27 protein-coding genes are annotated in these 26000 nt (G+C 38.5%); 11 read left to right on the top strand and 16 right to left on the bottom strand.

What is annotated here, in order from left to right; translation table 11 throughout:
• Positions 1-14: 14 nt before the first annotated feature.
• Positions 15-818, bottom strand: coding sequence for a transporter substrate-binding domain-containing protein (locus AC1DSK_RS07880; protein ID WP_477548258.1), 804 nt, complete (start codon positions 816-818; stop codon positions 15-17).
• Between the two features lie 15 nt (positions 819-833).
• Positions 834-1562 carry an amino acid ABC transporter ATP-binding protein gene (locus AC1DSK_RS07875; RefSeq protein WP_477548259.1) on the bottom strand — a complete coding sequence of 243 codons (729 nt, stop codon included), beginning with the start codon at positions 1560-1562 and terminating at the stop codon, positions 834-836.
• A gap of 251 nt (positions 1563-1813) precedes the next feature.
• Here AC1DSK_RS07875 and AC1DSK_RS07870 point away from each other — a divergent pair, with 251 nt between their 5' ends.
• Positions 1814-2128, top strand: a complete 315-nt coding sequence (locus tag AC1DSK_RS07870; protein WP_477598156.1) for an aldo/keto reductase — start codon at positions 1814-1816, stop codon at positions 2126-2128.
• Between the two features lie 122 nt (positions 2129-2250).
• On the opposite strand, the gene AC1DSK_RS07865 is transcribed toward AC1DSK_RS07870, so the two are convergent.
• Complete coding sequence (locus AC1DSK_RS07865) at positions 2251-3579, bottom strand: D-serine ammonia-lyase (protein WP_477548261.1); 1329 nt, start codon at positions 3577-3579, stop codon at positions 2251-2253.
• A gap of 236 nt (positions 3580-3815) precedes the next feature.
• Between AC1DSK_RS07865 and AC1DSK_RS07860 the strand changes: the two genes are divergently transcribed.
• A complete protein-coding gene (locus tag AC1DSK_RS07860) occupies positions 3816-4817 on the top strand; it encodes a M23 family metallopeptidase (RefSeq protein WP_477548262.1) in 1002 nt (333 codons plus the stop codon).
• A 26-nt stretch (positions 4818-4843) separates the two neighbouring features.
• Here AC1DSK_RS07860 and AC1DSK_RS07855 read toward each other — a convergent pair whose 3' ends face one another.
• The gene (locus tag AC1DSK_RS07855; protein WP_477548263.1) at positions 4844-5569 is read right to left on the bottom strand and encodes a gamma-glutamyl-gamma-aminobutyrate hydrolase family protein; all 726 of its coding nucleotides are present in this window, start codon (positions 5567-5569) and stop codon (positions 4844-4846) included.
• Between the two features lie 263 nt (positions 5570-5832).
• Between AC1DSK_RS07855 and AC1DSK_RS07850 the strand changes: the two genes are divergently transcribed.
• A complete protein-coding gene (locus tag AC1DSK_RS07850) occupies positions 5833-6060 on the top strand; it encodes a hypothetical protein (protein ID WP_477531772.1) in 228 nt (75 codons plus the stop codon).
• Between the two features lie 105 nt (positions 6061-6165).
• On the opposite strand, the gene AC1DSK_RS07845 is transcribed toward AC1DSK_RS07850, so the two are convergent.
• On the bottom strand, positions 6166-6357 hold the full coding sequence (locus tag AC1DSK_RS07845) for a cytochrome c oxidase assembly protein (protein WP_477548264.1): 192 nt from the start codon (positions 6355-6357) through the stop codon (positions 6166-6168).
• A 316-nt stretch (positions 6358-6673) separates the two neighbouring features.
• Here AC1DSK_RS07845 and AC1DSK_RS07840 point away from each other — a divergent pair, with 316 nt between their 5' ends.
• Both AC1DSK_RS07840 and AC1DSK_RS07835 read left to right on the top strand, forming a co-directional pair.
• Positions 6674-7843 carry a DUF2157 domain-containing protein gene (locus AC1DSK_RS07840; RefSeq protein WP_477548265.1) on the top strand — a complete coding sequence of 390 codons (1170 nt, stop codon included), beginning with the start codon at positions 6674-6676 and terminating at the stop codon, positions 7841-7843.
• The gene (locus tag AC1DSK_RS07835) at positions 7840-8292 is read left to right on the top strand and encodes a GDYXXLXY domain-containing protein (RefSeq protein ID WP_477548266.1); all 453 of its coding nucleotides are present in this window, start codon (positions 7840-7842) and stop codon (positions 8290-8292) included. The genes AC1DSK_RS07840 and AC1DSK_RS07835 overlap by 4 nt, the downstream gene beginning before the upstream one ends.
• A 520-nt stretch (positions 8293-8812) precedes the next feature.
• On the opposite strand, the gene AC1DSK_RS07830 is transcribed toward AC1DSK_RS07835, so the two are convergent.
• A complete protein-coding gene (locus AC1DSK_RS07830) occupies positions 8813-9349 on the bottom strand; it encodes a GNAT family N-acetyltransferase (RefSeq protein WP_477598154.1) in 537 nt (178 codons plus the stop codon).
• A gap of 336 nt (positions 9350-9685) precedes the next feature.
• Between AC1DSK_RS07830 and sda the strand changes: the two genes are divergently transcribed.
• Positions 9686-9808, top strand: coding sequence for a sporulation histidine kinase inhibitor Sda (gene sda, locus AC1DSK_RS07825; RefSeq protein ID WP_081637837.1), 123 nt, complete (start codon positions 9686-9688; stop codon positions 9806-9808).
• A gap of 294 nt (positions 9809-10102) precedes the next feature.
• Here the strand turns inward: sda and AC1DSK_RS07820 are convergent, their stop codons facing one another.
• From AC1DSK_RS07820 to AC1DSK_RS07805, 4 genes are all read right to left on the bottom strand, one after another.
• A complete protein-coding gene (locus AC1DSK_RS07820) occupies positions 10103-10423 on the bottom strand; it encodes a hypothetical protein (protein WP_477547417.1) in 321 nt (106 codons plus the stop codon).
• Between the two features lie 234 nt (positions 10424-10657).
• The gene (locus AC1DSK_RS07815; protein WP_477547416.1) at positions 10658-12058 is read right to left on the bottom strand and encodes a SpoVR family protein; all 1401 of its coding nucleotides are present in this window, start codon (positions 12056-12058) and stop codon (positions 10658-10660) included.
• A gap of 54 nt (positions 12059-12112) precedes the next feature.
• Positions 12113-13276, bottom strand: a complete 1164-nt coding sequence (gene yhbH, locus AC1DSK_RS07810; RefSeq protein WP_477547415.1) for a sporulation protein YhbH — start codon at positions 13274-13276, stop codon at positions 12113-12115.
• A gap of 141 nt (positions 13277-13417) precedes the next feature.
• Entirely contained in the window at positions 13418-15313 is a 1896-nt protein-coding gene (locus tag AC1DSK_RS07805) for a PrkA family serine protein kinase (protein WP_477547414.1), read from the bottom strand.
• Between the two features lie 226 nt (positions 15314-15539).
• Here AC1DSK_RS07805 and AC1DSK_RS07800 point away from each other — a divergent pair, with 226 nt between their 5' ends.
• Complete coding sequence (locus AC1DSK_RS07800) at positions 15540-16553, top strand: vanadium-dependent haloperoxidase (protein WP_477547413.1); 1014 nt, start codon at positions 15540-15542, stop codon at positions 16551-16553.
• Between the two features lie 280 nt (positions 16554-16833).
• Positions 16834-17037 carry a hypothetical protein gene (locus AC1DSK_RS07795; RefSeq protein ID WP_016429309.1) on the top strand — a complete coding sequence of 68 codons (204 nt, stop codon included), beginning with the start codon at positions 16834-16836 and terminating at the stop codon, positions 17035-17037.
• Between the two features lie 82 nt (positions 17038-17119).
• Here AC1DSK_RS07795 and AC1DSK_RS07790 read toward each other — a convergent pair whose 3' ends face one another.
• Both AC1DSK_RS07790 and AC1DSK_RS07785 read right to left on the bottom strand, forming a co-directional pair.
• Positions 17120-17959 carry an STAS domain-containing protein gene (locus AC1DSK_RS07790; protein WP_477547412.1) on the bottom strand — a complete coding sequence of 280 codons (840 nt, stop codon included), beginning with the start codon at positions 17957-17959 and terminating at the stop codon, positions 17120-17122.
• A gap of 182 nt (positions 17960-18141) precedes the next feature.
• Positions 18142-19392 (bottom strand): MDR family MFS transporter, encoded by a 1251-nt coding sequence (locus tag AC1DSK_RS07785; RefSeq protein WP_477547411.1) that lies wholly within the window; start codon positions 19390-19392, stop codon positions 18142-18144.
• Positions 19393-19495: 103 nt separating this feature from the next.
• Here AC1DSK_RS07785 and AC1DSK_RS07780 point away from each other — a divergent pair, with 103 nt between their 5' ends.
• Entirely contained in the window at positions 19496-21148 is a 1653-nt protein-coding gene (locus AC1DSK_RS07780) for an ABC transporter substrate-binding protein (RefSeq protein WP_477547410.1), read from the top strand.
• A gap of 532 nt (positions 21149-21680) precedes the next feature.
• Positions 21681-22217 (top strand): YdhK family protein, encoded by a 537-nt coding sequence (locus tag AC1DSK_RS07775; protein WP_477547409.1) that lies wholly within the window; start codon positions 21681-21683, stop codon positions 22215-22217.
• Between the two features lie 43 nt (positions 22218-22260).
• On the opposite strand, the gene AC1DSK_RS07770 is transcribed toward AC1DSK_RS07775, so the two are convergent.
• The 4 genes from AC1DSK_RS07770 to AC1DSK_RS07755 all read right to left on the bottom strand — a co-directional run bounded on the left by AC1DSK_RS07770 (position 22261) and on the right by AC1DSK_RS07755 (position 24307).
• Complete coding sequence (locus AC1DSK_RS07770) at positions 22261-22494, bottom strand: hypothetical protein (RefSeq protein WP_016429314.1); 234 nt, start codon at positions 22492-22494, stop codon at positions 22261-22263.
• A gap of 102 nt (positions 22495-22596) precedes the next feature.
• Positions 22597-23379: a SurA N-terminal domain-containing protein gene (locus AC1DSK_RS07765; protein ID WP_477547408.1), complete on the bottom strand. Its 783-nt coding sequence runs from the start codon at positions 23377-23379 to the stop codon at positions 22597-22599.
• A gap of 196 nt (positions 23380-23575) precedes the next feature.
• Positions 23576-23725 carry a hypothetical protein gene (locus AC1DSK_RS07760; RefSeq protein WP_477547407.1) on the bottom strand — a complete coding sequence of 50 codons (150 nt, stop codon included), beginning with the start codon at positions 23723-23725 and terminating at the stop codon, positions 23576-23578.
• Positions 23726-23731: 6 nt separating this feature from the next.
• The gene (locus AC1DSK_RS07755; protein ID WP_477547406.1) at positions 23732-24307 is read right to left on the bottom strand and encodes a GNAT family N-acetyltransferase; all 576 of its coding nucleotides are present in this window, start codon (positions 24305-24307) and stop codon (positions 23732-23734) included.
• Between the two features lie 361 nt (positions 24308-24668).
• Between AC1DSK_RS07755 and AC1DSK_RS07750 the strand changes: the two genes are divergently transcribed.
• Positions 24669-25952, top strand: a complete 1284-nt coding sequence (locus tag AC1DSK_RS07750) for an ATP-binding protein (protein ID WP_477547405.1) — start codon at positions 24669-24671, stop codon at positions 25950-25952.
• Positions 25953-26000: the final 48 nt, after the last annotated feature.

Below are 26000 nucleotides of genomic sequence, written 5' to 3'. Positions count from 1 at the left end.
CCTAATATAAATAATTATTTCTTAATCCATTTATCCTTGATTTCATCATATTTTCCTGAGTCCTTTAAGCTTTTCAATGCTTTGTTCAACTCATCGACAAGCTCTTGATTACCTTTTTTAACAGCGATTCCATAAGGCTCTTCCGTGAAAGTTCCACCGACAAGTTCAAATGAAGGATCTTCTTCAGCCATGCCATAAAGGATAGAATCATCTGTAGTCAGGGCATCACCCTTACCAGATTTTAATGCTGTAAAAGCTTCAGCGTAGTTTTCAAATTCAAGAACAGTCGTTTCAGGAGCTTTCTCACGAATATTTATTGCAGATGTGGAGCCTTTAACAGCAAGCACTTTTGTTCCTTTGGCTAAGTCTTCAATGCCCTTAATCTTACTTCCCTTTTCTACAAGCAATGATTGTCCTGCATCAAAATAAACATCAGTAAAATCAACTTCTTTTTTACGGTCTTCATTAATTGTCATCGTAGCGACAACCGCATCGATTTTATCATTATTCAAGAGTCCTACTCGCGTTTTCGAAGTAACTTCTTTGTACTCAGGTTTAACATCCGGGCCGAACATTTCTTCTGCCAGTGCTTTGGAAAGATCGATATCAAACCCTTCAACTTCGCCAGTTGATGGATTTTTCAATCCAAAAAGACGAGTATCGTATTTTACACCAAACACAATTTTTTTGTCATCTTTGATTTGTGCAAGTACATCTTTGTCTCCGCTTGCATTATCGTCCCCGCTGCAACCAGCAAGAAAAATAGCGGCCATCGTAGATACAAAAGCCATTTTTAATAATTTTTTTGTCTGAAACATTCCAATTACCCCCTATTAATGATTTAAAATACGACTGAGGAACAAACGAGCCCGTTCTTCACGGGGATTCTCGTAGAATTCAGCCGGAACTGCTTCTTCTAAAATTTTTCCTTCATCCATAAATACAATTCGGTCCGCAACCTCTTTAGCGAATCCCATTTCATGAGTGACCACAGCCATAGTCATTCCTTCTTTTGCAAGGGTTTTCATAACATCCAGAACCTCACCAATCATTTCGGGATCGAGTGCCGAAGTCGGCTCATCAAAAAGCATGATTTCGGGTTTCATAACTAGACCACGTGCAATTGCCACACGCTGTTGCTGGCCACCAGATAGCTGGGAAGGGAAAGCATCGGCCTTATCAGATATACCTACTTTATCAAGATAGTACATAGCTGTTTCTTTAGCTTCTTTTGCAGATTGCCCTAAAACTTTCATTGGAGCTAGCATGATGTTTTCAAGCACTGTCTTGTGTGGATATAAATAAAAATGCTGAAATACCATTCCGATATTGCGTCTTAGCTTATTGATATCCGTTTTTTTATCACCTACTGATACGTCATTTACAGTAAGGGTGCCTTCAGAAATTGTTTCCAACCGATTCATACAACGCAGCAAAGTACTTTTCCCTGAACCCGAAGGCCCGATTATGACAACTACTTCACCCTTATTGATTGTGAGATTAATATCTTTCAAAACTTGAAAATCTCCAAAATACTTATTTACTTCTTTAAATGCAATCATTCTTGACCTCCTAAATTTTAAACCTTATGTATATATGTATAATTCATTCTAGCAGAAATTTTCAGAATTAATGAAATTATATTCACTACTTAATAAAATAGTCAAATACTATGTTATTATTCCTTCGTTTTTGCCTTTAAGTTCTCATTCTTAAATTTTATGATGTTAACTAAATATTCATATACCTCAAAAATTTATTTTTTAAACCAAGATTATTAATAAATAACTTGAAAACTTTGAAGATGGAATTCTTGATTTATGCCAAGAAACGGTTGGCACCTATGGTTTGGTCACCGTTGGCTGGTGAAGCAATTTTCAGTTCACAGGATGAGAGGACGATTAAATTGTGTAAAGAGCTTGAAGAAATTGCAAACGAAGTTGGGGCCATGGGCATTGACGAAGTCCTATATGCCTGGTTGCTCAGCCATCTGGCACATATTATGCCGATAGTGGGTTCAGGCAAAATGCCCCGTATAAAAATTGCTATACGGGATTTGGATATATCTTTAACAAGAGACCATTGGTTTGATATTTTACATGTTGCTATGGGAAGAGAAATTACCTAGATTCCTTTCTCACTTCTCACAGTCATAATCTAGTACTCATCTGAATATGATAGAGCAAGACACCCCGAGTAGTCGCAGAACTGCTTGGGGTGTCTTTGTGTGTATATTTGATAAAAACTAGATTAAAGTAAGCTTTGTCCTTTTTCATAAAATCTTTTCATGTCATCATTTGGTACAAGTGCTCCACCCGTTGCCCAAACGATATGTGTGGCTTGAGAAGTATTCAAGTTATTTTCTTTCACGTATTCGGACGCTAATATCAGTCCTGGTCCTATCAGACCTGAAGTGGCTGATGGTTCCAGATGGATCCCTTCACTATCCGATAATAAGGCCAATAATTTAAATAAATGTTCATCCTCCATTGTGTAAATACCACTGACTAGCTTCTCACTAATAGAGGATGCGAAGCATGACGGTCTTCCTACAGCTAAGCCATCCCCTTCAGTTAAGTTATCGATTCCAAAATTCTGCACACAAACTTTTTCTTTTTCCCCTGTCAGCAGCCCGACTAATACAGCTGGAGAATGAGTGGGTTCCACAAAGAAACAATGTACATAATCTCCAAAAATCTGTTTAAGTCCGAACGCAATTCCACCAGGCGACCCGCCAACACCACACGGTAAATAAACAAATAAAGGATGTTCAGCATCAACTTGTATGTTTTCATCTTGTAGTTGTTTTTCCAGACGAATCGCCGCGACACTGTAGCCGAGGAATAAATGCTTTGAATCTTCATCGTCAACAAAATAGCCTTTTACATTATTTTTCGTTTCCTGCCTTCCAGCAAAAATGGCTTCGCCAAAATCTCCTTTGAATTCATGTACGGTCGCCCCTTTTTCCCGCAATAAATCTTTCTTCCATTGCTTAGCATCTGCGGACATGTATACAGAAACATGAAAACCTAATTTGGCGCCAATAATACCTATACTCAGACCCAAATTCCCTGTAGATCCAACACCGATTGAATACTGACTGAAAAATTGTTTGAATTGATCGCTTGAAAACACGCTGTAATCATCGTCTTTTTTAACTAGACCTGCTTCCAACGCCATCTTTTCCGCATAATACAGGACTTCATATATACCGCCGCGTGCCTTAATTGAACCTGCAATGGGCAATTCATTGTCGCATTTTAAAAACAATTCCCCGTTTATTTTGGCATCGTATTTTGTATTCAGCTCATTTTTCATTTTCGCTATATTTCGAAGAGGTGATTCGATGATACCATTCGTCTCTTTCGTTTCAGGAAACTCTCTCGCCAAGTAAGGAGCAAATCTTTGAAATAGCGCTGCGGCACCCTTCATATCCGTTTTCGTCACTGGCAAGGAATCAATGTCTTCCATTTTTTGAAGCCGTGAATTTAACCATACAACCGGTTCCAAGCGAATGATATTATCCAAAAGCGGATATTGCTGAACCCATTTATCTAATTCCGATTGTTCAAAGATCATACTCTTCATCCTTTCTTTGTGAGGACTTTTAATTTGATTATATTTAAAATGGCAAAAACTTTTTAAGTTCAGCATACCTGCGAGATGCCGACTATCTTCACTATTCATATTAGTATGTGCAAAATTAGTTTGAATTTCTACTTAGAATGGCAAAAATGAACTGGTCAAGTTTACTACTTATGATTTATTTGGAACGGGATATTCTAATGTAATGATTCACAAAGGAGGTTTATTTAGTGCGACGAATATTTCACTTAACACTATACGCGCTTACACTGTCTTTGCTATTCAGTTCCGTCGTTTCTGCATTAGAGAAGCCACCGAAAGTGGATGTACTGGAAGAGCGCATGAGCTACTATTTACAATTTGAAAACACACTTGTCCCTTGGTACTATTTAGCCGCTGTGGATCAGTTTGAACGCAATATTCAGCAAGTGCGAAAAGACATTCCGAAGAGAGATGGCACGATTGCCATTCAATTCTCAGACGATTTCTGGGCAGGAATATTTAATCCAGATAAAGATGACATAACACCTGAATCCATCACATTTTTTGGTGGAAATGGACTAGACGGGAATGCAGACGGCATGGCAAATCCAGAAGATAGTATAGATGTGCTTTTTACGATGTCTTCTTATTTAGCCAGTTACGGACAATCTGAAGAAGACTTTAAACTGGCCGTATACGAATACTACCAAAGTGAAAAAACCGTCGATCAAATCATGACCATTGCCAAATTATATAAACACTTCAACACACTGGATCTGGGTGAACATGTTTTCCCTATCCCACTTAATCACAATTACAGTTATAAAGGAACTTGGGGGGCTAACCGCGGATGGGGTGGCCGACGCATTCACGAAGGCACTGACTTATTTGCCGGATATGGCGTTCCGGTAAAATCGACCTCATATGGAATTGTTGAAGAACTGGGTTGGAACCAATTTGGCGGTTGGCGTGTGGGTATACGTGATATTCAAAATACCTATCACTATTATGCGCACTTAGCTTATTTTAATGAAGGATTAGCAAAAGGCGATATCGTCGAACTCGGTTCTGTTATTGGTTTTGTGGGAAGTTCGGGATATGGGAAACAAGGAACTTCAGGTCGATTCCCACCTCACCTGCATTATGGCATGTATAAATATAACGGACGTACGGAGTGGGCATTCGATCCATATCCTCACTTAAAAATGTGGGAGCGTCAAGCAAGGGAAGCCAAAAAACGAAAAAAATAAATATATGACTCCCTCAATAATAATTTTTATTGGGGGTTTAAACTTTTATTGCAAGCTTCTACAAATGCATTGAAAATTTTCCGCGCAGCTTCATCGCCGCCAAAAAACATGTTTTCAGGATGCCACTGGACACCAAGGACAAAGGAATGCACTTCACTTTCAATAGCTTCAATTACACCGTCACTTGCACTCCCACTGACTCTTAATGGAAAGGGAACATTGCGATTGGCTTGGTGGTGGCGACTATTGACCTTCAAGCGGTGTTGCCCAGTGATTTGATGCAGTAGCGTACCAACTGTTACATTCACAAAATGAGAACCATGCGACTTAGGTGCCCGTTGCTGATGTTGCAAAAAATCATTCTTTACTTGAGCACCAATATCTTGATACATATCTCCACCTATGGCGATATTTATCGACTGGATTCCTCGACAAACACCCAGAATCGGTTTATTGAGCGTTAAAAATTTTCGAATAAGAGCTAATTCAAAAACGTCTCTGGCAGGATCTATAACCCCCAGCATCGGATGTGGTTCTTCGCCAAAAAGTGTAGGGTCAATATCGTACCCTCCTGTCAGGTAAAGACCATCCAAAAATTGTGCCAACTCATCTATATCGGACTTTTCCTCTAAATGTGGCAACATCACTGGCATGCCCCCCGCCTGTAAGATAGCATGGGCATTGTCCATGGATACAGAGTATTCATCCCCATCGTACTGCACAAACGAACTGACTCCAATAATCGGTTTCATTTTCTGTCTCCTTCTTTTCATTCGAAATTTAGTCACCGATAAAATATGGACTATAGTTTGTCATATGCATAAGAAAGGACTTAAAGAAGTGTTATGGAAACAATTAGCACCTCGTTTTAATAGTCATTACCATTAAGTCATCATGACCTTTTCGAAATCCTTCCCGTTTAAACGTTAACTGTGTATACATAGTCATTCATTTAAAGCACATGATAAGAGTGTTCTCTGCCACCTTTTACAAATAGTTGAAAGGATGAAAACCAATGAAGAAAAAAGTGTTTACAGAAGAAGACCGTAGATTGGCTAAAGGTCCTTACATGCATAATCCGGATGCCGTGCAAACGGACAAAGTGAGCTTATTTGATATGCATGAAGATATGAAAACGGTGGACATACTGTTTATTGATGAAATGAACAAACAAGTAATCAATGATCCATCACGAAAAGTGACAAATGATCCTTCAGCCAATGAAGAAATACACCCTAATTGAAAATACCTCCATTTCATGCAGCCTGACATGGAATGGAGGTATTTTTTGTTTGTTCATTGTGTAATTCGCGAGTCCTGAAAGGCCACTTCACGAGGTCCCGTAGATTTAAACAATTGGTAATAAAGAATAATGAGCTCTGAAATCTACTAACGCAAGTTGTGCCAATGGACCAATCATGGATGCCGCTGTACAAATAATCCCTGGAAACCAACAAAAGATTATATATTGCGGCCATCGTTTCCTATATCGACGCTGTGTCAATGTAACTGCATATACATATAAGATAAGAGCTATCACCCAACTAATTCATTTCCATCATGATGGGGATTGGCCATGTACATTAATTCCTTTTTCTCGTATATCTCGCTTTTCATCCTTAAATCCACGAACAAAAATAAATCCGATGACGATCATTGCAAGGGCCAGGAAATTCCAAATGGCATCGTAGGGCAGGGTTCTGAAACTTTGCCAAACACATCCTGACCAATCAGTTTTCAGAAAGCAAACCCTTTTTATACATGATGATAGGAAATATCCATGTGCCTAGTTGAAGGTATGTCTATACTGATAATAAGAAACTAAAATGTAAAAAATAGAATAAAGGAGATGTAACGTGGTACTTAAACAAAAACTACAAAGTTGGAAAAATGAAGGATTTATCGACGAATCAACTGTCGAAAAGATTCTTGCATTTGAAAGTAAGCAACCGAAACCTGTTAAAATCCCACTGCTTTTGATTATCGGGCTTATCTTCTTTTCATTGGCCGTGTTCAGTTTCATTGCTGCCAATTGGCAAGCGATGCCTGATGTGTTAAGAATATTGCTTGTACTTTCTGTTATGTGGTTGTTTTACATCCTTGGGCATTTTTCTGAGATGAAAAAATTTGGTCAACCAATCATATTCCGGCTTATTGGATTGGCCATGTTTGCAGCAAGCATCGTTGTAACGGTCCAAACATATCATTTTTCCTTATATAATTCCTTTTTACCATGGGCTATATTCATTGCAGCACTTGGTCATTATTGGCACTGGCGTCAATTTCCTTATGCCATCGTCGCTTTTGTTTTTGGGGCTCAAGTATTATTTACTTCCGTTGTAACTCTGGGGTGGTTTGAATGGGGAGCATTCTTAGCTGTTTCATTAGCCTGGTTTTATTTCAGTAAAAGGCCCATCTCGATTTCATTTAGTTGGATTCTACTATTTGGAGCAGGACTCACACTTTGGTCAGTCGTTGAATATGACAACGTACTTTGGCCAATATGGTCACTATTTGCTGTTGTCGCTTTCATTCATTTCTTCCCGGAAAAAGAACAGATTGTACGTCCCCTCTACCTTATGATAGGGGGAATACAGCTTCTAGTTTATTTAGCCGTTTTGGGAGAAACCCAACTCTCTTTCATCGAGATAAATATTGTTGAATCAATCACTCTGGCTATCGTTGGAGTAGCAATACTCGCGTTCTGTTATTTCCGATTCAAAAAATTCCAATGGGTTGCTGCACTAAGTCTGATCGGACTTCTGCTTTATGATGAATCGGCAATCGGTCTTGCCATTTTGGCCGAAGTCATCGCACTTGCTTATTTAATAAATGAGCATCGTAAAGAAAGACTACTTGCACCCGGCTTTGTATTTTTCATTCTTGTCCAGTTTGTCCTGTATTTCATTTATGCGTGGGGAAGAATGGATGTCTCCCTATTTTTCCTTATCGGAGCGCTTTTACTTTTTGCATTGTCCGGCATCGCCTGGAGAATTAACAAGAAGAAAGTAGGTGCCTCTTCATGAAGCCCTTTTTATTTCCTGTCTTGCAGACACTGATGATTTGCTTGATTGCTTTGAGCTTCTTTGCAGCTTCTTGGTTTGGCGAAGAATATGTGTTGCGAGCCGAGCCATACGACCCGTATGATCCTTTTTACGGCGAGTATGTGTTATTGCAATACCCTGATTTGAAATCTTCCTCTTCTGCACCGGAAGGCGATATTTATTTTTCATTAAAAGAAGGCAAAGATGGCTATGCCATTATCGATCGATTGGAAAGCGAACATTTTTGGGGAGCTATACAAGGAACAAATTATGGTGGACAAATTACTACACCACAGCTTGAACAATATTATGTGGAACAAGGTACCGGTCCAAATTTAGAGGAAACGAAGGATTTGGCGCTCACTCTTGATGTAGCCCCTTGGGGTACTATACGTCCTACATTTTTAGAGAAAAGACACGATCAGAAATAGAAAAAACGGCAAAAGCTGATGCTTTTGCCGTTAGACTGTAGACAAAAATAAAATGAGTGAATATAACTGTATACTAATGAAAAAGAGCGTATGCAAGAAAATGTTGATTTCCTTTGCGGCGGACGCGTTTCGCGGGCACGGCTTTAGTCTCCTCGTCACTACGTTCCTGCGGGGCCTTCAGCTCGTGCTGTTCCCGCTGAAGTCGCCGCCTCCACTCCAATCAACGGATTTCGCTTCTGTTTGCGTATCTCTTCATATTATTTCAGTAGTAAGATGGTCGGCTATTTCTGAAGACTCCTGCGGAAAAACGAAATAAGCTAGACCCCACAGGCTCAGCTGTCATAGACAGCTGAGCCGAGGAGGCTAGCGTTTCGTCCGCGGAAAGCGAAAGAAATAGCCGACCATAATATTTTTCGATAGAGTGCAAAAGATAAGAATTCGAATTTTTATACTTTTATATTGATAAATATTCTTGTGACAACAAGCTGACCGCAAAAGCTAAATGCTTTTGCCGTTTTTGTTACCTTTGATATTCAATTAGCCAGCAATCACGATACTCACCTTCGTGCAGTTCATTTTTAGGTAATAGAGCTACCTTCTTGAATCCACATTTTTCATAACACCGTATGGCACGTTCATTCCATATCTGTGGGTCCATTACTACAAGATCAGCTTGTTTTTGCTCAACCAAAAACGTTACCATGGATTTCACAAGTGCCGTTCCTACTCCTCTATTCCAATACTCTGTTTCCCCAATAAACTGGTCCATGCCATAAATCTTATATGGCGAATCAGAATAACCATAATGATTTCTCGTTTCTTCTTCCAATTCATAGTACTGGATGTAACCTATTTCAACATCCTCATATTCAACCATACATTTCATTTCATTTTCATCGCAATTATAGAATTTCTCATTTACTTTTTCCAAGTCAAATGGATTGTCCCTTCCTTCATAATATTGTAAGACCTTCGGATCCGAAAGCCATTTTGCCAATAAGTGTTTATCCTCTATTTTCAGTACTCGCACTGTTATTTGCCCATTTTTATAAATCAAATTCGTTTCCTCCATTGCAACTTTCTAATAGAGTTATTCGTTTCTTTTCTTGAAATTCCTTCCAAGGTCAATATTTCCAAAAAAAATTTTCGACAAATTTCTCACTTTTTCGTTTCTGTGGATAAGGTTATACACACTTTCCCGGGTACTGAGTGTACATTTCTACTATCTATCAACAAGTTAATCACAATTAATCCACCGTTAGCTGTGGATAAGAGAACGCTTGTTCCGAACAAAACTATCTGATAGATTAAGATTACATCAAAGATATTTACCAATTTATTTGCTGCTTTCCTAAAATGGCCCATCTATTATGTAATCGGAGGTGAATTCACTTTGAGTAAACTATCATCTGAATTGTTGATTGAATCATACGTTAAGGCAAAAGAATTAAAGTTATGCCCTGAATTTATCTACTTGTTGGAAATCGAAATTCGCCGACGCTCTCTACACATCTGACACTCATTCTTTCATTGTTTTTTTATCATATACATGTAGATAATCATTATAAAAAGGAAACCAGCAGCTCAATAGCTACTGGTTTCCTTTTTATGATTATGGGATTTTCTTATATCAGAACAAAAAGAATTCCAGCTGCTAACTAAGCAGTTGGAATTCTTTATAAATTGATTCGTTTACCGGAAAATGCAAATCGACAACTAGATGATATTAAAAAGAAAAACAAACTTTTTTTGAAAACTGCTATAAAAAGTGAGTGAATCCTATGTAATGGCACCCTCATGATTCTACATATTATACTTCATCCATTATGTTGATTTGATTGTGATGTTCCGGTTTAGCAGCATCGATCATTAGGAAAATGGCAGAAAGAATGTGCATAATCATTCCTACAAAAGGAATCCATGCGATACAAGAAGTGACGATACCAAGTATACTTCCCGTGGTCGTGCCACCATCTTTTTTGGTGAGAACCAATGTTACAATGTGTAATGCTAACATAATGCCTAATGGAATCCATAAAAATCCAATTACAATGCCTGCTCCTAGAAAAGGAATCCCCAATAACGCTTCAAGACCGCCGGTGACCCATTTCATTATTTTAGATGTGGACAATTTAAACACCTCCTTTCTTGTTCATTAATAGGCTCTGTCATACTTGCTGGCTCATGCGGAAGCTATTAGTACAATTGTACGATAAATAACCGGTATCTTCTACATCCTTTAACACAGCCAATAAAATAAAAACTACAACTTAATTTCTGTCCCTTTTATTTAAGAAAGTAAATGAAATGGTTAAACCAAATAAAATTCCAACATCTTCAAAAGATGCTGGAATTTTATTGTCTATCATAATAAGCGACGTGACACCTTTTTCCCATCATATGAATAAACAATTGGTTTATTCTCAACATACGTTTCCAAATAGACTGACCGTCCCCACAACTGATAAATGTAAGGCAGTACATGTTCTAGATAAAGAGGATCCAGCTCAGTTCCCTCGTATCCATGCTTTAAATAGAGTTCACCATTTCTCGAGTAGTCTCCATCCTCAACCACAATATAAGGAAAGCTTCCATTCACCCTCATCGAAATCAATTGGTCACGAACCTGCTCATAGTCTTTATCGGTAATTTGATAGTTTCCATTCTTCTTTTCAAACAAATATAGATCTTCCTGTTTCACCAATTCCTTCGTCAAATAATTTCGGATGAAAGAAATATCTGATTCAATTTCTCTTACTTCAAACATTTTTTCCCGACCCGAATTTTCTTTAACGCCGTTTTTCTTCATTCGTTCTGTTGGATGATTGTATCGCTTTTCAATATCCTCAAAAATCTTTAAGCCCAGATAATAGGGATTGATACTCGTTTTGGAAGGCTGAACAACTCCGGCATTCAATTTCGCAAATTCGATGGTTTCAGCTGGCGTCAAATCCAGTTCTCTTAATATTCGCTGATGCCAATAGCTCGCCCAGCCCTCATTCATGATTTTCGTTTCCATTTGCGGCCAGAAATACAGCATTTCTTCCCGCATCATGGTTAAGATATCCCTTTGCCACTCTTCCAGTTCACGGCTATATTCCTGGATAAACAATAAGAGGTCTTTTTCAGGGGATGGCGGAAATTTCTTTCTTTTTTCTATGAGTGCCTTATTGTCTGTCGCTTTTATATCCAAGTTCCATAAGTCATCATACTGAGTTTTCCGATTGACTTCTTTTTCTTCTTCATTCGTATCGTAGTCCAATAATTTATGTCTGATAATGGAGGGATCCACATGCTCCTGTATGGCCATGGCCGCATCCAAAAACCGTTCTACTTCTGCTTTGCCATAAATCATTTCATAATTGGCAATCCGTTCGGCAGTTGCCGTCATACTTTCGACCATATCACGCTTCGTATTCGAAAATCGAGCATTGTTTTTAAAGAAATCACAGTGGGCAAGCACATGGGCAATAATTAATTTATTTTGAATGAGACTATTTGTATTAAGCAGAAACGCATAACATGGATTTGAATTGATCACCAGCTCATAAATCTGACTTAAACCCAAGTCGTATTGCAGCTTCATTTTATGAAATTGTTTCCCAAAGCTCCAATGGCTGAATCGTGTGGGCATGCCGTATGCACCAAATGTATAAATAATATCAGCAGGACAAATTTCATAACGCATCGGATACGTATCCAGTCCAAATCCAGTTGCAATTTCCGTAATTTCGTCTATTGCCCGATGAAGAGCATTCTTTTCCATCTATTGAATCCCTCCGACGGTTTATTCAATGACAAGTGCAAGGCACCGACCAGTTCAAACGGAAGTTATTTCTTTTTGGAAAAAGCTTTTCAATGCTTTATAGACATCTTGTTTTTCTTTCAATATATAATGGCGGAACATCGGATTCGAGATTTTTTTATAAGTGGACATCAAAGTGGAATATCGATTATTGGGGTTCACTTCTCCGTAGCCAAACATACTGGAAACGGCAATCAGTTCATTAACCAACTTCAAACATCTTTCATTATCGTTTGACATGTTTTCACCATCTGAAAAGTGGACCGGGTAAATATTGAATCGAGAAGGATGATATTTTTGTTCAATCAGTTCCAGCGCTTTTTGATAGGCAGATGAACAAATGGTGCCGCCGCTTTCACCTTTTGTAAAAAAGTTCTCTTCCGTGACAACCTTTGCTTCTGTATGATGGGCGATAAATTCAATTTCCACCGTTTCGTATTTGGAACGTAGAAATTTGGTCATCCAGAAAAAAAAGCTGCGAGCCACATATTTTTCAAATGCTCCCATGGATGCACTCGTATCCATCATCGCAAGTACAACTGCTTTGGATTCCGGTTTTACTTCATCATTCCATGTTTTGAACCGCAAATCCTCATTATGGATAGGCGAAATTTCCGCTTTCCCATTCGCCGCGTTGCGTTTGATGGCCGTTAAGATGGTGCGCTTTTTATCAATATTGCCCATCAGCCCTTTTTTACGAATATCATTGAATTCAATTTTTTCTTTTCTAATTTGAGCTTGTTCTTTTTGCTTTAAATTGGGTAACTCGAGTTCATTGAAAAGGGCACTTTCCAGCTCTGCCATGGTGATTTCCACTTCATAATAATCCTTACCCGCTTGATCCCCTGCTTGTTTCCCTTGCCCTGGAGCGGCTTTCCCTTCCCCAGAACCACGTGCGATGACATCTCCTACCTGACTATCACCATTCCCTTGACCCACGTGTTTTGATTTGTCGTAATTATAGCGAATTTTGTACTCATCCAAGGAGCGAATCGGAATTTTGATGACATCCCGGCCATTTGACATAACAATACTTTCCTCACTGATTAAATCCGGCAAATTATTCTTGATGGCTTCTTTGACTTTATCCATATGACGTTGCTGATCTTGATAGCCTTTTCGATGGAGCGACCAGTCTTCCTGTGAGATGACAAAATTCTTATCAGGTTTTTCGTTCATTTCCACCCACACCCATCCAGTATTAAAAGTTTTTTAATTTAACTATCATATGCGTTGGCGAACAAGTTATTGACTTCAGAGAGTAAGAAAAACAAGACGAACTATCTGATTCGTCTTGTTTTGTTATTCATATTCATCCCATTATCGATTAAGCAGGCTTCCTACATAACGCAATAATTCATTGGCTGAAATTGAATTATAGCCATGTTCATCAATGAGTCTCGCAACTACTTCATTTACCTTTTTAAGCTGTGATTCATCCGGTGTTTTGGACGATGTCGTAATCTTCACCACATCTTTTAAATCCGCAAAAAGTTTCTTTTGTATAGCTTCGCGTAGACGTTCATGTGAATTGTATTCAAAGCGCTTGCCTTTTCTAGCGTAGGCAGACAGACGAATGAGGATTTCTTCCCTGAACGCTTTTTTCGCATTTTCAGATATGCCAATTTGTTCTTCGATTGAACGCATTAGTTTTTCATCCGGATTCATTTCTTCACCGGTCAAAGTATCTCTTATTTTATTTTTATTACAATAAGCTTCTACATTGTCCAGGTAATTATCCATTAAGGTAATTGCTGACTCTTCATAGGAATAAACAAAGGCTTTTTGAATTTCTTTCTTGGCAATTTCATCATATTCCCTTCTGGCAATGGAAATATAATTCATGTACCTTTCCCGGTCTTCCGGCGTGATGGAAGCATGTTGGTCGAGACCATCTTTCAGTGCACGTAAAACGTCCAAAGCGTTAATCGATGGCACTTCCTTGCGGATGATGGCCGAAGAAATCCGATTGATTACGTAACGCGGATCAATACCGTTCATCCCCTCATGCGGAAACTCCTTCTGCAATTCCTCCACATCGATTTGATTGAAGCCTTCTACACTTTCTCCGTCATATAAACGCATTTTCTTCACAATATCAATGCCTTGCTTTTTAGGTGTTTCAAGCCTTGTTAATACTGAGAAAATGGCGGCTGCTCGCAATGCTTGCGGAGCAATATGAATATGTGTCATATCGCTTTCCTGGATCATTTTTTCATAAATCCGTTCTTCCTGACTCACTTTCAGGTTATAAGGAATTGGCATGACAATAATTCTGGAATGCAAGGCTTCATTCTTCTTATTTGAAATAAACGAAGCATACTCTGTTTCATTTGTATGAGCCACTATGAGTTCATCCGCGCTGATTAATGCAAACCTTCCTGCCTTGAAATTTCCTTCCTGAGTTAGAGATAACAACAGCCATAGGAATTTTTCATCGAGTTTCAACATCTCCTGAAATTCCATCATTCCGCGGTTCGCTTTATTCAGTTCCCCATCAAATCGGTAAGCACGAGGATCTGATTCCGCACCGAATTCTGCGATTGTTGAAAAATCAATACTTCCTGTCAAATCGGCAATATCCTGTGATTTCGGATCAGATGGCGTATATGTGCCAATTCCCACCCGTTTGTCTTCGGAGAAGAAAATTCTTTCCACCATTACATCTTCCAAGCGTCCATTGAACTCTTTATCCAAACGCATCGCGTTCAAAGGAGACAAGCTGCCTTCAATGCGGACTCCATACTCTTCAAAAAATTCGTCACGTAACTCGTGGGGAATGAGGTGAAGTGGGTCTTCGTGCATTGGGCATCCTTTTATCGCGTACACAGCACCTTCGTCGGTTTTTGAATATTTTTCAAAACCACGTTTCAACAATGTCACAATTGTTGATTTCCCTCCACTTACAGGTCCCATCAACAATAAAATACGCTTTCGAACATCTAATCTTTTTGCAGCTGGGTGAAAGTACTCTTCTACTAGTCGCTCAATGGCCGTTTCAAGTCCAAATATTTCTTCACCAAAAAAATGGTACATTTTGTGACCAGTCTTTTGCGTCAACCCATGGCTATTGATCATATTATAAACACGTGAATGAGCCGATTGGGCAACTTCTGGTCTTTCCTTAACGATGGTCAAGTATTCAGCAAATGTACCCTCCCACTTTAGACTGTTTTCTTCTTCTCGGAAGCTCTTCACCTTGTTCAGTATATCCATTTTTTCCCTCCATTTAGGGTGTGATTTATTCATAGTATGAAATGAGACAACTTATGATTACCGGGACTTTTCACAATTGCCTCATCCGGCAAAAAGATCTTCAAAATTAAAATCCGATTTTTGAAAGTACTTTTCTCATCATTTTCATTTTGCGAATAGCTTAATTAATACACATGTTCTTAACCTTTGACATAGGTTAAAGGAATAATAGAGTGGAGATGAAAAAATGAAGAAAAATTATTTACGTTGGTCCGAAGTACCTTATGCAGGTGAAAAGAAACCACCCGTAAATCCTGTTACTCCATCTTCAGGTTCTTGGTCTTTGACCTATTTAAAAAGAGACAAAGAAAAGAACTTCTTGAATCCAAATGGAACGATAATGCATTTTCCCATTAAAAAACCTAGTGCAATAGATTTTGAACAAGAATTAAAGATTGTTCAGCGTACGCTCGACCACCTGACACGCACTCAGGAACAGTTGGCCACTTTTTATGGAACAGGTGTCCCTACTAAACAGTGGACTCCTATCATTGACCGTTTAGTAGATTCCTATGGGGTCAGTCCTGTCTATGCCTCTCGAATACTAGCTGCTGTCAATATGGCAATCAATGACACCAAGATTGTCGTATGGGATTTGAAGTATAAATTGGATGTTGCCAGACCAAATCAATATGACCATGAGATGGAAACGATTCTTGGCACACCTAGATTTCCTTCCTATCCTTCTGGCCGTGCCAGCATGTCTGGCTGTGCAGAAGTGGTGTTAAGCTATTTCTTCCCAATGGAAGCACAAAAGTTACGAAAAATTGCTTTTGATGACGCCTTCAGCCGTCTATGTGCTGGCGTTCATTTTGAAGCCGATAACATCGAAGGCTTAAAATTAGGCAGATATATTGGAAACGTAATAGTTGACCACTTACGTGCGCAGAAGAATGAAGATGGCAAGTCCATTGACAAACCTTTTAAGGAATACCGGAATGCCAATATTAATACGCATGACTATAAGCAGTTTATCCCGTATGATTTCGATAATGAATATACGTCTCGAACAAAATTCAATTCCAAATCTATCTCCAAATCCAATGATTTCAATGAATCTATTAAATTCAATGATTCCAATGAATCCTTTGAATCCAATAAATCGAATGAATCGAATGAATCGAAAGAATCTGGTGAAATCGAAGTTAACCGGAAATCCCATCAAAATGATATACGGCCCAAGCCTCCATGGTATTTTTAGTGTGACGAAAACTTTTACAATTCAACCCGACATATCAATCCTCAAACCAAAAGACAATCCTATGAGATTGTCTTTTTTAATTTGAGGACATAGCCAAGTCGTAGAAGAGTGATTGTTGAGTGAGTGTACAGAAATGGGAGCTGACTGGAAAAAAGCTTCAAAGTATCTTTTAAATGAACGTGTTTTCGTTCTACATGATTTGTTTTTTTGAAATTTAAAGAATGAACTTCGCTTTTAAAACCATGTTAAGAAGGAACGATACTTTTAAGGAGGTTTTTTGATGGGAAGTGACAATCATAAAGGAGCTATTAACTTTACAGGTCCCTTGTCTCAAACACCAAAGAAGAAAGATTTTAATGCAACTTCACCAAAAGAAGAGATTTCGATGGAATTAGTGGAGCAGGGATTCTTAAAACCAAAACATGAGCCAATGACATCGAATCATCGTAAAAAAAGTGAAAGAGAAAAATCTTACAAGTCCTAGAGTATCGTGAAACTGAATAAAAGAAAAAACACCTCCAATTAGTAATAATTGGAGGTGTCCTATTTTTGAATTTTAATGATACTCACATTGGATTGTTCTTTTTTCCAATCACTTCTTGAACTGAAGATATTTTAGAAATTGCATGAAAATCTTCTCCAAAACTGATTGCTTTTCTTGCAACTTCTGGCCGAATACCGGAGATAAAGCTTTCAATCCCCATCAAATTCAAAACTTGAACAAGTTGAGTCAGCTGGAATGCAACGACTTCTTCAATTTCAATCACACCAGAAAGATCGATAATTAAACTTTCTACCATGTTTTCACTACACTTCATCGGGATATCATTAAGTAAGGACAACCCACGTTCCGAATTAATCACACCGATTACCGGAAGAACAGAAATTTTATCACAAATCTTGATGAGTGGTATTTCCAGTAATTTTATCAAGGCTTGATGCTCGGACAATCTTTTTTCGTTGAATTCATGGTAATACTCAGAGAACTTGACAGTCATCAGTTCAAATCCGGAATTCAGCATTTCACTCCATTCCGATACTTGATGTTTGCAAACATCTTCATTCGTTTGATCGATATATTGTTTCATATATTCCCAAAAGAGCGTTCTCGTTTTTCCAAGAAATTTAATAACTTCATGAATGGCTATTCGATGTTCCACTCGCGACTTTGCTACAGTTTGAGCCCATTCATCAAGTCTTTCCCGAAAATCGAAATCATTTTGATCAAAGCTTGATATCAATAACTGAATGGTATGTTGATGCTGCTTTCTCAAGAGTTTCTCCACATCAGGTGAAGCTTGATTAGAATAAAATGAACCCGGCTCTTTTACTCTCTCATTCAACCATTCTTCCGTTATTTGATCTGCATGATCTTTCAAGTAGTTGGATATTGCGAGTGTTGACATCTTGAGTGTACTCCTTTAAATAAATACTTTTCGATATTTGATGTTAAATTATTACTTATACTATCGGATTTTTAGCGTTTCGTAAAATATTGCACGGTGCAATTATAACAAATGCACTGCTTCAATTTAAAAATCATTCACTTCACACGAAAAAAGACCATCTTTTGGATGGTCCTTTTCCTTCAAACAGTAGCATTTATTATTCCTTCATTTGAAACATTTTTGCTCATAAATAAACCTGCATATAACAAGACGATACCAGCCATCAGAATCATTCCAATGTAAACGGACATCATGGTCGGGACCAGGTATGCACCTATGATAATCGTGGAGCGAGCAACCAAGTCTGCACCGCTGAATGATAGGTTCGAAAAGGCTGAATAAGATCCCCTCTTATTGGCTGGCATCATGTTTGCCTCTTCCGTATTTCGAATCGGTGAATAAATCAGTTCTCCCAGTGTTGCAATGATATTAAAGAGAACTAGAATGTACCACGTGTTGGCAGACGTGACCGTTACATAACCGATTCCATATAGCAGAAGTCCAAACAGTAAAACATTTTTCTTATTGAACCTATCAGTGAGTTTATTGATGACAAACGTAAAACACACAACGAAAAGCATATTTTGGATATTGAGGTAACTCAGCATCCTTACTCCCCCCACTTGGAACTCCCCTATTTCTACTGTCTCGAACGTTTCTGCGAGACGAACGCCGATGTAACTGTTAAGTGAAAACTCAGCGGCAAAAATAAACATCGAGCCTACGACAACTTTGACAAACGGAATATCTTGAAAAGCAATTTTATAATTTTGAATCACATCCAGTAATACATTTTGATGCTGTTTTTCCAATCTACTTGTTGACTCATCCCGCAGCCATATATGATAAGCAATCGGTAGACTGGCCGATGTGACCGTCAACATGGCAAACAGTTCAGTTTGATGATTGACGTAAAGCAATCCTCCAAGTGCCGCACCGATTGCCATAGATAGATTAACGAGCCAGTATTCAATGGCATAGACTGCTTTTCGATTTTCAGGCGTGGTCGAATCGATGATGATCGCATGCATGGCAGGTCGCCCTAGGCTACTTGTCACTACGAATGCTGCATAGGCAATCGCAAATAACCAAATCATGTTGTCTTCAGGTAATAGACTCAAGGTCATGAATAGAAACAGCAACGCACTCAAGGAAGATGTGAGGAGTAACACCCTTTTGCGTGGGAATCGATCCGAAATATAGCCCCCGATCAAATTAGTGAAAAAGCTGACGATGACTGTGAATACCAGAAACACACCTGCCCAGACCTTGCTCATTTCCTGTGCAAAAAATAATGCCATGAAAGGCATGACCGCTGATGATACCGCACGGTTGAAAAACGATGTAATCAACCGAACTTTTATATTTTGTGGATAGTCTTTAAAGGCCATGTTGAACCCCCCTTATTACTTATGTATATTAAACTAGACTATTGACATTAAAAATGGACAAAATAAATAATTATGTCCACTTTTTCAAAAAAAGGAGAACATGATGGATAGACATTTATTGACCGTATGGCGTTCGGTTTCATCAGGGAGCATCAGGCTGAATGAACTAACGGAACTCCTCGGTCTGAGTAGGAAACAAACGGCAAGATACTTGCAGAAATGGACAAAAGAAGGCTGGCTTATCTTTACTTCAGGACTTGGGAGAGGCAAAGCATCGAAGATTCAATGGCAAAAAAATGTGGAAGAAGTTTATGAAGATTTGGTCATGAAAATGATTGATGAAGAACCAGTCGAAACGTGCGGGAAATACTTACTCTATGAGTGGTCAAGCGACAGCAAAATGCGTTTGATGAATAAGTTCCATTCCAAATTCGGTTACAACCAAAGTACAAACCACATGGACAAGCTCATCATTCCAAGAAGATACACCTTCCTGACGATGCATCCTCTGGAAGCGGCAGAAGTACATAGCGCCAGCTTGGTGGCGAATCTATTCAATCGATTAGTAGCCATTGACGAAAAGGGCATGGTTTCACCTGAACTTGCCCACAGTTGGGATGTAACCTCAACGAAACTCCGACTCTATTTGAGAAAAGATATTAAGTTCCATGATGCATCTATACTGACCGCGGAAGATGTGAAGGTCTGTCTGGAAAAATTGAGGAGCCATAAGCATTTCCGGGATTTATGGGAGCCCGTTCAGCACATTGAAATCGTGGCACCTCTAATAATTGATTTTGAATTCCCAAACGGTTGCAGCTATTGCCTCCAACTTTTGGGTACGTTAACTGCAAGCATTTACAAGGAAACTAAAGGACAGTTACTTGGCACCGGAGCATTTTATTTAGAAGAAAACAATGACTTAAAAACCACGATCTGTGCTTTCAAGGAATACTTTTTGGAAAGACCTTTATTGGATGCAGTGGAATTTGTGCAGGTACCAAAAGACTTCGATACCGTCTACCGTTCTGCAACTCAAGAGCCAGGAGATGCTACTTTCCAAGTGGAAAGTAGCTCAGGTTTCGGAGTAGTAATCATGAATGCGTTTCGCGATTCACAGATTCAGCGCAATGAAGTCCGAGACTATCTGCACTTTGTAATAGCGAAGCATCGCCATGAAATTCCACTCGTACATTCACGTGCTTGGGCCAACGATAAGAGTTGCCTCATAGGTCATGATCAGCAATACAAAGTACCAGTTATGCAACGCCCCCATTTTTCAGAACCATTGATTTTAAGAGGAGTGAACTATACGGAAAAAACCACTATGTGGCTGAAGGAAGTATTCGAAAAAGAAGGCGTCCCTGTGGAAATCACTTGGCTGTCCTTTGCCGAGACAGTTCAAAATAGTGCAAGGAACCAGGAAGCCGATCTGTTCATTCACGGTGAAGTATTCGAATTGAATCAAGATCTGTCCTTTTACTATTTTCTTAAAAATGGGTACTCCCCATTGGCAAAAATGATTGAGGCCGATGAATCGGCCAGCATGTATTTAAAGGAATATGTGCATACCCCTTTTGAAAAGTGGACTTCCTTGAACTTGAGAATGGAAAGAGTTCTTTTGGAAGCTTCGCTAATGATTCCTTTATATTATGAAAAACGTCAAATCCCCTTCTCTACCAATCTAATGAACGTCAATATCAAGCATTTTGGATACGTTGATTTTTCCAAGTTGTGGGTAAGACCCGAACTTTAGAATAAATGATTATCCTTGGAAATAAAAAGGGCTACCGATTTGGTAGTCCTTTTCGTTAAAGTGTTATTTGATTTTAACTGTTTTCTTTATTCTTCTCTTCGACAGAAACATATAAAGTTTTGTCTTCGCATTATTGAAATAAGAACTTTTTGTAGTATTTAACGCATGCTGCCAAATTGTTACGTGTTAACAAAGAGAACGATTGGCTGATTCCCCCACCACCTGTGGCAGCACACTAAATATAAGAGCAACCCTTGGATACGTAATTGACGTATTCAAGGGTTTTCTTCATAGAGTGGGACATTATCGGCGTCGAAAGTTTCAGCTAGCGAGACGATTTTCAGCCGAACGGAATTTTGTGCAACCTGGAATGCAGAACTGTCTACCTGGAACCCCATTCTGTCTACCTGGAATGCAGAACTGTCTACCTGGAACCCCATTCTGTCTACCTGACAGACTTTTCACTTTTAATATATACCCCGTTAGGGTATGATACATTTAAGAAATCAAAATGATAAAGGAGTAAATACCAATGAAAAAGAAACTTTACTTATTGAGTTTTGCATTACTAGTGGCACTGAGCGGTTGTGGAAATGAAACGAGCAAGGAATCCGACCATAGTGAGATGGATCATGGTGGTTCACATTCCAGCTCTGGTGAGATTCCTGAAGGGTTAAAAAACGCTAAGAATCCAACCTTTGAAGTAGGTAGCAAAGCAACCATTACCGCAGAACATATGAAAGGCATGAAAGATGCCGAAGCTACAATCGTTGGAGCTTACGATACGACAGTATATACCATTTCTTATACACCATCGACTGGTGGAGAAAAAGTAGAAGACCATAAATGGATCATTCATGAGGAAATAAAAGACGCTGCTACTGAACCATATGCAGAAGGCGATGAAGTAATTGTCGAGGGAGATCATACGAAAGGGATGAAAGGCGTAACTGCAGTTATCGACTCAGCTGAGGAAACAACTGTGTATATGGTAGATTACACTTCGACTGATGGTGAAGAAGTGAAGAATCATAAATGGGTAACTGAAAGTGAACTTTCTGCTGAATAAGGTGTGTTTGTAGTCACAATAAAAGAGAGAGACGGTGACATGGTCATCGCCCCTCTCTTTTTGTGCTTTTATCAACCCGGTGATATTCCGAAAGTTGAATGACTCGAACATTTCGCGTATTCAACTCATGGTATATATCTCTGCTATCACGAAATGAAATGGTTTGTTCTCTTTCACTTTGTATCAGCTCTTCTGCAATTTCCATGGATTCAACATGGATAAATCGCCGGATGTAATGGTCTTCATCAAAAAAATAAGTGATTTTGAATTCTTTCATGACATATAGCTCCTGATAATTAATTTAGTGAATAATGATTAGTATACCCATGCAAAAGCCTCCCTATTAATCAGATTAATGGGAGGCCATGCAAGTTATACATTAGATTTTCAATTCAATTTCAGCGTCAGCTTTTAACTCTTCAACATGTTTAGCCAATAATACTTGCTGTTGTTGTTGTTTAAGAATCCCTTTAATTTCTTCTTTTGCTTCTTCAAGTGGAGGAAGATCTTGTCCAGCTGATTTTGCTTGAGAAGCAGCTTGATCGTAATAGGCTTTAATTTCTTTTTCTGTTACTTCTTTGGCAGGTACTACTTTATCCTGATATTTTTCAAACAGAATGGAGTCAGCAATTTGGGCTTTCAGCATTTTAGTATCCATGCTTTGTGCTTTCAACGCTTTATTCATTGCTTCTTCTCCACCGTATTGCTCTACAAAAGATTTATATTGTTCATCAATCTCTTTATCTGTAGCAGTAATTTTTGCTTCTTTCGCTTTTTGTAAAATCAACGTTTGTCCAACAAGCGTATTAAGTACTTGCTCTTTCACCTGTTTTGCCGCTTCTTTGCTACTAGGATCTTGACCTGTCTGTTGCATTTGCCCTTGTACGGAAGCCAATGCTGCATTATATTGCTCACCTTTTAATTCTTCTTCATTGACTACCGCAACAACTTTGCTCTCGTCTACTTCTTGCTTAGCAAGCTTTGCCTGCATCTCTTTAGCTGCAGCTGCTTGGTCTTGTTCAGATGGTGCTTTTGTTGCTTCCTGCTTCGTTTCTTCTTGTGGCTTTTCTTCTTTTGTTGCTTTATCTTCTCCGTTGCAAGCAGTTAAACTCAATGCCAATACACCTGCTGCAAACGGTAATATAATTTTTTTAATATTCATTCTCATGTAAACCCCTTTCGATTCAAAGCTACGCTTTATAACTAAAGCATAGTCTGCATCTTAACGGAGAATCCCTGATAGTTAAACCAATACCCCTTCATGTCATCGAATTGTTAACTTGTTGTCATATGATGACCAAAATTAGGCTTGGCATGAAATTTAATGATAATACACTCCACTAGCCCAAATTTCTTCATCATGAGAGACGTATAAAACCTTCACATTCTAACTGTTGAGCGATAGTAGTCTTTCCTGACCCGGCCACACCACACATCATGACTACCAAAGGAGATCCACCTTCTCGATCTCTTAATACTAGATCTTGTAAATCTGATTTTGTCGACATGAGTAATCACCCCATCTTTACTTGTACTAAATACTCTTCCTGGAGAATCCCGTAGACAGCACAGTCTTTGTATTGATTTTTAGCGTTACGAATCATATGCCGAATCAACCCTTCTTGTTTCATTCCAACTTTTTGCATGATTTTTCCGGATGCAGGATTATCACTGTTATGTGCTGCAGATATCTTATGAATATTCATATGCCTGAAGCCAAATTCCATAACGGCTTTCAACGATTCTGTTCCATATCCTTGATTCCACCAGTCGTAACCGAGTGTAAATCCTACTTCGCAATTTTCCGTGCCGAGGTCGAAATGATAAAAATCGATTGCTCCGATAAGATCGCCAGTTGCTTTTAATTCAATGCCCCAATAACAAAATTCTTGTCCCTCATATTCACTGACGATATTCGTTACCCTCTCGACTGACTCCTTGATTGATTTATGTGCTCCTTTAATGAGATTGTCCGTAACCCGTTCATCGGACATCCAATGGGTAAAGAAGCTTTGTGCATCTTCAATAACTAGTCTTCTAAGAATCAATCGCTCGGTTTCCAACGTTGGTGTTCCGTGGAATTTAATCATGTTCTCACCTTCTTTAATTTATTTTCCCCGTGACTCCATGGTATTAAAGCAACAAAATCTAATTGAATCAATATCAACTTCCAGTAACCATTTTGCTATTTTAATCTTTTGCTGCATTAATGCACCTTCTTGTACGTATTTATGAAGTTATTATGTAAGATATATCTTCTCTAGCCATATACATATTCCCTCTTTTGACGAATTGCTTTACGATAAGTACGAAGGCCAATCTCTTCTGGAAAAACTATAAATTGTGAGGTCCAGCGTGCAGTAAACGTAATGTTAAATTGCTGAAATTTCATTTGTATGTGACAATATAACTAAATAGCATCATACTTTCCAATATTTAAGGGGTTCAACAATGAAAAAAAGCACCGATTTTTACCGAATAATTCCGTTTGTCTATTTGATTATAGGTCCAGTCTGGGTTATAGGGACAGATTATTTATTAACTGATCCTAACACCATTTTTGATAAAGTCCTTCTCCTTCAGACATTCAAAAGTCTGTTATTTGTTTTCTTTACCGCCATTCTTATGTATTTTTATATTAAAAATTTAAGAGATTCAAAACTAATTGAAGAAGAAAAAGAGAAGCTCACGCTACTAATAGATACCATGCCAGACTGTGTTTCATTTAAAGATGGTGAAGGCAAATGGCTTCAAATCAATAAATTTGGTGCTCAATTATTCGAACTAGAAGGCATCGATTACAGTGGCAAGGACGATAGAGAGATGGCCAAGTACACTGATTATTATCATGATGCTTTGATTTATTGTATTGATACCGACGAGGAAGCTTGGAGGGCTGGGAAAGTCACTCGCTGTGAAGAAACCATTCAATTAAGAGATGGCTCAAGCAAAACGTTCGATGCATTCAAAGTACCCATTTTCAATCCTGATGGTTCGAGAAAAGGGCTGGTCGTAATCGGGAGAGATATTACCGCATTAAAAGAAACGGAAAGTATGTTGAGACAGTCAGAAAAAATGTCTGTTATTGGTGAACTGGCTGCAGGCATTGCTCACGAAATACGCAACCCTTTGACCACTATTAAAGGGTTTTTGCAAATGGGGAAAGATAAGGCCATTAATCTTGAACCTCATACCGACATGTTGATTGATGAAATAGACCGAATTAATACCATCGTTAACGAACTATTGATTGTTTCAAGACCATCGGAAGTTATTTTTTCCAACAAAAACATAAATACAATTGTTAAAGAAGTCATTCAATTGTTATCGACAGAAGCATCGCTTCAAAATATTCAACTGAATTTAAATGAATTAGAAAACTTTGATACATATTGTAATGATAGTAAATTAAAACAGGTGTTTATCAATATTCTAAAAAATGCTATAGAATCTATATCCACCCAAGGTGAAGTCAATATCTCTATATTCGAAAAAGATGAAAACTATTTTGCGATTAAATTTGAAGATAATGGGTGTGGGATTGAGGAAAGCCGTTTGAAACACATTGGTGAGCCATTCTATAGCGTAAAGGAAAAAGGTATTGGCTTAGGAATGACTGTTAGTTTTAGCATTATTGAAGCTCATAAAGGAACTATTAATATATCAAGCGAAGTCGATAAAGGAACTAGCGTGGAAGTGTTGTTGCCTAAATCTAAATTACAAGCTAATTCATAAATGAATTTGTCCCTCTGCAACCTAGCATCAATTAACCTTGTTCATAAA

It is taken from the genome of Paenisporosarcina sp. P4_B8 (genome assembly GCF_056402175.1).
This window is presented reverse-complemented; position numbering and strand designations above follow the sequence as displayed.

What these genes read in the sequence shown, in the direction of transcription:
- AC1DSK_RS07765 (WP_477547408.1), bottom strand. Translation starts at nt 23,379, where the DNA reads ATGAATATTAAAAAAATTATATTACCGTTTGCAGCAGGTGTATTGGCA.
- AC1DSK_RS07760 (WP_477547407.1), bottom strand. Translation starts at nt 23,725, where the DNA reads ATGTCGACAAAATCAGATTTACAAGATCTAGTATTAAGAGATCGAGAA.
- AC1DSK_RS07815 (WP_477547416.1), bottom strand. Translation starts at nt 12,058, where the DNA reads ATGGAAAAGAATGCTCTTCATCGGGCAATAGACGAAATTACGGAAATT.
- AC1DSK_RS07800 (WP_477547413.1), top strand. Translation starts at nt 15,540, where the DNA reads ATGAAGAAAAATTATTTACGTTGGTCCGAAGTACCTTATGCAGGTGAA.
- AC1DSK_RS07855 (WP_477548263.1), bottom strand. Translation starts at nt 5,569, where the DNA reads ATGAAACCGATTATTGGAGTCAGTTCGTTTGTGCAGTACGATGGGGAT.
- AC1DSK_RS07805 (WP_477547414.1), bottom strand. Translation starts at nt 15,313, where the DNA reads ATGGATATACTGAACAAGGTGAAGAGCTTCCGAGAAGAAGAAAACAGT.
- AC1DSK_RS07775 (WP_477547409.1), top strand. Translation starts at nt 21,681, where the DNA reads ATGAAAAAGAAACTTTACTTATTGAGTTTTGCATTACTAGTGGCACTG.
- AC1DSK_RS07880 (WP_477548258.1), bottom strand. Translation starts at nt 818, where the DNA reads ATGTTTCAGACAAAAAAATTATTAAAAATGGCTTTTGTATCTACGATG.
- AC1DSK_RS07780 (WP_477547410.1), top strand. Translation starts at nt 19,496, where the DNA reads ATGGATAGACATTTATTGACCGTATGGCGTTCGGTTTCATCAGGGAGC.
- AC1DSK_RS07785 (WP_477547411.1), bottom strand. Translation starts at nt 19,392, where the DNA reads ATGGCCTTTAAAGACTATCCACAAAATATAAAAGTTCGGTTGATTACA.
- yhbH (WP_477547415.1), bottom strand. Translation starts at nt 13,276, where the DNA reads ATGAACGAAAAACCTGATAAGAATTTTGTCATCTCACAGGAAGACTGG.
- AC1DSK_RS07850 (WP_477531772.1), top strand. Translation starts at nt 5,833, where the DNA reads ATGAAGAAAAAAGTGTTTACAGAAGAAGACCGTAGATTGGCTAAAGGT.
- AC1DSK_RS07770 (WP_016429314.1), bottom strand. Translation starts at nt 22,494, where the DNA reads ATGAAAGAATTCAAAATCACTTATTTTTTTGATGAAGACCATTACATC.
- AC1DSK_RS07755 (WP_477547406.1), bottom strand. Translation starts at nt 24,307, where the DNA reads ATGATTAAATTCCACGGAACACCAACGTTGGAAACCGAGCGATTGATT.
- AC1DSK_RS07750 (WP_477547405.1), top strand. Translation starts at nt 24,669, where the DNA reads ATGAAAAAAAGCACCGATTTTTACCGAATAATTCCGTTTGTCTATTTG.
- AC1DSK_RS07875 (WP_477548259.1), bottom strand. Translation starts at nt 1,562, where the DNA reads ATGATTGCATTTAAAGAAGTAAATAAGTATTTTGGAGATTTTCAAGTT.
- AC1DSK_RS07795 (WP_016429309.1), top strand. Translation starts at nt 16,834, where the DNA reads ATGGGAAGTGACAATCATAAAGGAGCTATTAACTTTACAGGTCCCTTG.
- AC1DSK_RS07790 (WP_477547412.1), bottom strand. Translation starts at nt 17,959, where the DNA reads ATGTCAACACTCGCAATATCCAACTACTTGAAAGATCATGCAGATCAA.
- AC1DSK_RS07835 (WP_477548266.1), top strand. Translation starts at nt 7,840, where the DNA reads ATGAAGCCCTTTTTATTTCCTGTCTTGCAGACACTGATGATTTGCTTG.
- AC1DSK_RS07865 (WP_477548261.1), bottom strand. Translation starts at nt 3,579, where the DNA reads ATGATCTTTGAACAATCGGAATTAGATAAATGGGTTCAGCAATATCCG.